Raw genomic sequence first — 7,124 nt, 5'->3', positions numbered from 1 at the left:
GCAAAATTCAAACACCTAAAATAAAAAACCATTAATATAAAAACCGCCTCATAAACTAGTTATGAGACGGCCTCTTTTATTTTAATATGACTTATTGATATAGTTGACTATTATTTCGTTTTCGGGCGGAGGTATTAGTCAATAGCCAGCCGGAAAGTAAAAATTCTGAGTTTTTTACCTAATAATTTAGACTTGGTCGCCTCAGGAATCTGTCACTGATCTTCAAGATTCGGCTAAACCGGCATCCTTATCTAAGGCACTTTTGTTTTGCTCAGCGGGGAGCTCTATAAAAAATATAGTGCCATTACCGGCATTGTCTTCAAACCAGATTTTACCGTTGTGTAATTCGATTATCTTTTTCGAAATAGATAACCCCAAACCGAAAGGCTGCTCACCATGTGTGCCGTTTCTTTTTACTGGGGTAAACATTTCAAAAACCAATTCCTTGTTTTCGGCGGGTATGCCTATGCCGTTATCGGCAACCCATATAAGAATATCTTCACCGTTGCCTCTAATACCAACTTTTACCTTGCTGCCTGTGTAGCTGAATTTAATAGCGTTTACTATAAGGTTGTTAATTACGCGCCATATTTTCTCATGGTTAATTTCGGCCATAATAGCCTCGTTATCACTTTCAAAAATTAATTCCTGACTTTTCTCTTTAGCGCGGAATTGAAGTAATTCAATTGAGTCGTACAACATAGCGTTTAGGTCAAGTCTTTGCGTAACCAGGGGCTCGTCGTCACTGTCCAACCCTGATCTAAGCAATTCGCTTATCATCTCCATAGAGTGCAGACCTGTGGTTTCTATGAGCTTTAACATATGTTTACTGTCTTCAGAAAATTCATCCTCAACCATCAGCATACTGGCAAGGCCGGTCATGCCAGACAGCGGGTTTCGTAAATCGTGAGCCATTACCCGCATAATACGTAAGTAGTTTTTATTTACCCGTTCAAGTTCTTCAAGAGAGTTTTGCAATTCCTTGTTGCGCTGTGCAAGCACGCTAAGAGTTCCTTTTGTGTTTTTAAGTGTTTGGGTTATCATCAAGTATAGATTGTTAAAATATGATCAGCAAAATAACCGGCGGTCACTGTGTACCTGGCAAGTCTCAATCACTGCTTAAAAGTCATTTAAGGTAAATTATCTACTTAAACGGGAGACGCTATAAAAGAGTTGTGATAATGTGGCAAAAAATAAATTAAACAATATAGCCTGTATATTGCGGCAGGAAACTTTAAAAATATTATGAAGGGCGTTTTTAAAATTTTTGCAAAGGTCTCGCTAATCACGATGATTTTGGCTGCCGAAAACGCAGCGGGGCAGTCAACCCGATATGAAAAAGCCGGGAAGAGCTTCCGCGTTATTGGTTACCTGCCGGTTTTCGGAATGCAGAAAAATGATGTATTAAATTTCGATTTCGGAAGAGTCAATTATCTCAACATAGCTTTTGTCAACCCTGATTCCGCAGCAGATTTTACTATCCCGGCACATTTGAGCCAGACAGTTACTGCGGCCCACGACAAACACACAAAAGTCCTGATATCTATCGGTGGCGGTTCGGCCCCTGCATATTATTCTAAATTGATGATGGACTCGTTGAGAGTGAAATTGATCGATAATCTTACTAAACTATCGGTTGATTATAACCTGGACGGCATAGATGTGGACCTGGAAGGTGACCGGATCGATACCAATTACGAGGCATTTGTAACCGGCCTGTCGGCGGCCCTAAAATCTAAGGGAAAATTGCTCACTTCGGCGGTAGCTAGTGCCTACAAATTAAAATATACTGATAAAGCGCTGGCGGCTTATGATTTTATCAATATTATGTCGTACGATAAGACGGGGCCATGGCGACCTGCCGATGAAGGCCCTCATGCACCGTATGATATGGCAGTTGCTGATTTGGATTATTGGATAAATACCCGCCGGATTGCCCCTCAGAAACTGAACCTTGGCTTACCTTTTTATGGCTATGGTTTCGGGCCGGGAGCGCCTGCTGAAATAAGCTTTAAGAATTTGGTCGCCCGGTATTCCGGCGCCGAAAATGCAGATATTATTACGGTAACCGGGGGCGGAAAAATCCATTATAATGGTAGGGAAACCATAAAAAATAAAACTGAGCTGGCATTGCAGAAAGCCGGCGGCGTAATGGTTTGGCAATTACTGGGCGATGCCGAAGGCGATAAGTCGCTGTTAAATACGATAAATAACACAATAAACATTCATGATAAATATTGAAAAGTATTTTTTTATCTTGAGGCTCTGATTATAACCATTGATACCCCATGAACAAAGCGCAAGGTAATGCCTGGATTTTTTGGACCGGCTTCTGTCTGTTACTTATTCCGGGCCTGGTACATGCTTACCTGCTGATGCCTTTTCCCGGCAGTCAGGATTTAAACGCCATAACCGTATCCTATTATCTTGAAAAAGTTCTTACGCCATTGCGGCTGACCGGCTCGGTTATGATATTGTATTTTATTATCAGATATTTTCGCGATAATTCAACCAAATCTAAGCTGATGAAACTTGCGGCAATGATTTTATTTTTGGGCAGCTTTTATTTAACCGACGTAAAGTATAAGGCGGAAACAATGTTTGAAGAGCCAAAAGCTGTGGTATTTGCTAACGCCATAAACAACCACGTGCCCGAGAGCATGGTGATATTGGGCGTGGTAAATAATGGGGTTGCAAAAGCCTATCCGCTGGTTTATCTGGGCTATCATCATAAGGTACAGGATAACGTTGGTGGCGAACCGGTTCTGGTTACCTATTGTACCATGTGCCGCACCGGGCGGGTTTATAGTCCCGTTGTTAATGGCAGAAAGCAGCTATTCCGTTTGGTAGGGGCGAGACACTACAATGCCATTATTGAGGATTCCGATACTAAAACCTGGTGGTATCAGGCTACCGGCGCTGCTGCCGTTGGGCCATTAAAGGGAAAGCATTTAAAGGAATTATATTATGAGCAATCGACCCTGGTATCGTGGTTGACTAAATATCCAGGTTCGTTAATATTACAGCCAGACCAACATTTCACCGCAGATTACACCGACCTTAAAAACTATGACCGCATACAATCCATCGACCGCGACAGCATGATAAAAAATAAAGATACAATAATACAGAAGAGTTGGGTCGTAGGAGTAATTGTAAATGGCCAGGCGAAGGCATACAACTGGCGACCGCTTGTAAAAGCTAAAGTAGTTAATGACAATGTTGGTAATATGCCACTGATGGTTGGTCTGGAAAGCGACAGCCTTAGCTTTCATGCCTATAAAAGAGTTATAAACGGAAAAGAACTTCACTTGAACGTTAGTAACGAGGGTATACTTATTGACCGGGAAACCGGGTCAACGTGGAACTGGAACGGCCTATGTGTTGCAGGGCCAGTTAAGGGCGCTAAAATGGATAAAATACAAGCTTACCAGGAATATTTGCGCTCCTGGAGACATTTTCATCCAAAAACGTTACTTCAATAGCATAATTAGTTCTTATTGTGAAAGACATTTAACGATGTCAAAATGATAAATCCCCCTGTTGGGGTGAAGAAAGCGGGAAAACATAGTTTTAGTTTTGTTATTACCAGACTCCCGCCTGCACAGTAGGGATAAGGTCAGTTAATAGTTATTCAGATAAGTCATTCGCGCAAGGTGAATGACTTATTTATTTAATTAAATTTAATAAAAAAATAACTTTGATATTTAACAGTCCTTTAAAAGTATATATGATTATTTATTAGAGGGATATAATTATCTTGGAAGTTTAAAAACCTGCTATAACAGAATTAAATTTTTGTGTTTGCTTAAAATGTTATACTTTTGGCCCCGAATCGTTACGAAAATGTGACAAACGGCCTACGTAAACAAAGTATGAAAAAAAGCCATCATTTACCTTTACTGTTATTATTTCTTAGCTTTACCACAATTTTAACATCTTGCGTCGACCAAAAGAAATATATTTATTTTCAAAAGCAGGCTAACCAATCAGATACGATCAGCGTAGCGCAGGCTTATATTCCTAAAATACAGCCCGGCGATGTCCTCTCTATTTATGTTAATTCTTTAAATTCTGCAGCGAGTAGTTTTTTCAATCCGTTTTCTGGCTCGGGTGCGGCAGCAGCTACTGATCTAGCCACATCAAGTTCGGGCGCAGGTGTTCAAGGCGCGGCTCAGGCAGCGCAATCTCAGCCGAATGCCGGTTTTTTGGTTGATGCAAACGGAACTATTGAATTCCCTTTATTGGGACAAGTTAAAGTAGGAGGCTTAACTACAGCCGAAGCCCGGGAATTGATCAAAAAAAAGCTTGAATTTTACACTAAGGAACCAACAGTTAATATCCGTTTCTTAAACTATAAAATATCAGTGATGGGAGAAGTAGCCCATCCATCAGTTTATGTAATACCGAACGAAAGGGTTACGTTACCCGAAGCGATAAGTATGGCAGGAGATTTAACGCCATACGCAAAGCACGAAAATTTGCTCGTCATAAGAGATAATAACGGAACAAAAGAGTTTGGCCGGGTTAACCTGAACAGCCGCGATATATTTACTTCTCCTTATTACTACCTTCACTCTGGCGACATAGTTTATGTTGAGCAAACAAAAACCAAAGCCCAGCAGAATGACCCAACTTTGCGGCTTTTGCCTATAATTCTTAGTAGCCTTGCAGCATTATTACTGCTTATTTACAGAGCTAAATAATTAAAAAATTAAGATAATAGATATTATTTGATAGATGGACGCAAACAATGATTATAACATCGTGTCTCAAGATGCGGAAGAAGTTAATTTGAGAGAAATTCTGTTCAAATATCTCCACCACTGGAAATGGTTTGTGCTATCGCTTGTTATTTTCCTGGGTTTAGGTTTTGTTTATATTAAAATTACTACCCCACTATACCAGATTGAGACCGACTTGTTGATAAAACAAGATAAAAATACGCCTAGCGGCGGCGGTGATGATATTCTGAAAAGTCTCGATCTTTTTTCTTCCGACAAGATAATTGATAACGAGGTTCAGATATTAAAGTCTTACACTTTGATGGAAAAGGTAGTAAAGACTTTAGGCTTACAAGTTTCTTATTTCCAGGTCGGTCATGCAAGGAAGTTCCCATTGTATCAAAATTTGCCTTTTCATGCTGAATTACTGAAACAAAACGAAAATAGCTATAAGGAAGATTTAAAAGTTACAGTTGTTAACAGCAAGGAGCTGGAAATTGAAGGGAAAAAAGTTCAGATCAATCATCCGGTCCAAACAGAATTAGGCCTGGTGCTTATTACTGCAGATAAAATTGATCCCCAATATATTAATGCTGAGATTGATATTACCTTCAATGACCTTCCAACGTTTTACCAAAACTATAGCAAGCTGCTTAGCATTAACCCAGTTAGTAAAGAGGGTACGGTACTAATAATAACCTATCAGGATGCAATCCCGAAAAGAGGTGAAGATATATTGAACCGCTTAGTTGATGAATATAATAATGCTGCGGTTGCCGACAAAAATAAGGTAACAACCAGTACATTAGGATTTATACAGGAACGGCTAACAAAATTGGCCGAAGAATTGGGGACTGCCGAGAAGAATGTTGAAAACTATAAGTCGAGCAACCGTATAACAGATATCAGCGCACAATCTCAGGTATTTATGCAGAGCGTTCAGCAAAATGATGCTGACCTGAGCAAAGTAAATATCCAGCTAAGCGTGTTGAGGAATATTGAAAGTTATACGCATTCTTCGGATGGTAAACAAGAATTACCATCAATGTTGGGTATTGATGACCCAACGTTATTAGGCCTTGTAAGTAAATTAGGCGATGCCGAACTGAGAAAACAAAGCCTTTTGCAAACTATTCCGGAAACGAACCCCATAGTCACTTCTCTTAATGACCAGATAAATTCGCTAAAGACTTCAATAAATCAATCAGTTGAAAATCTTAAGTCAGGGTTAATGGCTACTAAGCAACAGCTCGATAAAAAGAACAACCAGTTTCAGTCAATAATACAACAGGTGCCATCAAAGGAGCGGGGCTTACTTGATGTAATGCGCCAGCAAGACATTAAAAACACCCTCTTTAATTTCCTTTTACAAAAGCGCGAGGAACAAGAAATGTCTTTGGCGTCAAATTTGGCAGATAGCAGAACTGTTGACGTTGCCAGGAGTACACCTTTGCCGGTAAAACCCGTTAAATCGTTGGTGATGCTTATCTTCTTAATCCTGGGCGTGTTAATTCCGGTTGCTGTAATTTATTTAAGAGAATTGCTAAACAATAAGGTTAAAAAACGTTCGGATATAGAAAAGGCAACTCAGGCACCAATTTTAGCAGAAATTGCCCATTCGGATGAGTCCATTGCGCTTCTGGTTGTTGAGAAGCCCAGATCGATGGTATCTGAACAGATACGGGCTTTGCGTACGAACTTGCAATTTATTAGCTCCGAGCATCATCATAAGGTCTTGCTTTTCACTTCAGGAACCAGCGGTGAAGGGAAATCTTTCGTGTCGCTTAATTTGGGCGCCAGCTTAGCCATGTCTGGAAAGAAAGTTGTGATATTAGAACTTGACCTTAGAAAGCCAAAGTTGCACATAGGGTTGAAAGTAGATAATGATAAAGGTTTATCAAATTATTTAATAAGCAACTATAATTACAAAGAAGTTATAAAGCCTGTTCAGGAGCAGCCAAATTATTTTATAATAACCAGCGGCCCCACTCCTCCGAACCCGGCTGAACTTTTAACTAATGGCCGGATAAATGTATTGATAGAAGAGTTAAAACAAGATTTCGATTATATTATAATTGATGCTCCTCCGGTTGGCCTGGTTACTGATGCTCAGATTTTAGGAAAGTTCGCCCATGCCACTATGTTTATAGTGCGGCATAATTATACCTTCAAAAGCCAGATACTGTTAATAGATGAATTATATAGGAACAAGAAATTTCCTAATCTGAATATTGTGTTTAATTCCATAGATTATTCATCCGCTAGTTACGGATATGGTTATGGTTATGGTTACGGTTACGGTTATGGCGGTGGTTATTACCAGGAAGACCAAGCTAAAAAGCGCAGTTTTGGTTTTACTAGGAAGAAAAAATAATATTGCCGGTTGAAAGGTAATTAATT

Annotated in this window: 5 protein-coding genes; 4 read left to right on the top strand and 1 reads right to left on the bottom strand. The window is 39.8% G+C overall.

Features of this window, described 5'->3' with window-relative positions; all coding sequences use genetic code 11:
* Positions 1 to 222 precede the first annotated feature (222 nt).
* Entirely contained in the window at positions 223 to 1,044 is an 822-nt protein-coding gene (locus Q3W13_RS13325; RefSeq protein ID WP_302864575.1) for a sensor histidine kinase KdpD, read from the bottom strand.
* Positions 1,045 to 1,245: 201 nt separating this feature from the next.
* Between Q3W13_RS13325 and Q3W13_RS13320 the strand changes: the two genes are divergently transcribed.
* The 4 genes from Q3W13_RS13320 to Q3W13_RS13305 all read left to right on the top strand — a co-directional run bounded on the left by Q3W13_RS13320 (position 1,246) and on the right by Q3W13_RS13305 (position 7,098).
* Positions 1,246 to 2,241 (top strand): glycosyl hydrolase family 18 protein, encoded by a 996-nt coding sequence (locus tag Q3W13_RS13320; protein WP_302864574.1) that lies wholly within the window; start codon positions 1,246 to 1,248, stop codon positions 2,239 to 2,241.
* 47 nt (positions 2,242 to 2,288) lie between these two features.
* The gene (locus Q3W13_RS13315) at positions 2,289 to 3,485 is read left to right on the top strand and encodes a DUF3179 domain-containing (seleno)protein (protein ID WP_302864573.1); all 1,197 of its coding nucleotides are present in this window, start codon (positions 2,289 to 2,291) and stop codon (positions 3,483 to 3,485) included.
* Between the two features lie 390 nt (positions 3,486 to 3,875).
* The gene (locus Q3W13_RS13310) at positions 3,876 to 4,706 is read left to right on the top strand and encodes a polysaccharide biosynthesis/export family protein (protein ID WP_302864572.1); all 831 of its coding nucleotides are present in this window, start codon (positions 3,876 to 3,878) and stop codon (positions 4,704 to 4,706) included.
* A 34-nt stretch (positions 4,707 to 4,740) separates the two neighbouring features.
* The gene (locus Q3W13_RS13305) at positions 4,741 to 7,098 is read left to right on the top strand and encodes a tyrosine-protein kinase family protein (protein WP_302864571.1); all 2,358 of its coding nucleotides are present in this window, start codon (positions 4,741 to 4,743) and stop codon (positions 7,096 to 7,098) included.
* Positions 7,099 to 7,124 lie beyond the last annotated feature (26 nt).

It is taken from the genome of Mucilaginibacter sp. L3T2-6 (assembly GCF_030519355.1).
GTDB lineage: Bacteria > Bacteroidota > Bacteroidia > Sphingobacteriales > Sphingobacteriaceae > Mucilaginibacter.
Note: the sequence above shows the minus strand (reverse complement) of the source record. Positions and strands in the feature narration are given on the sequence as shown.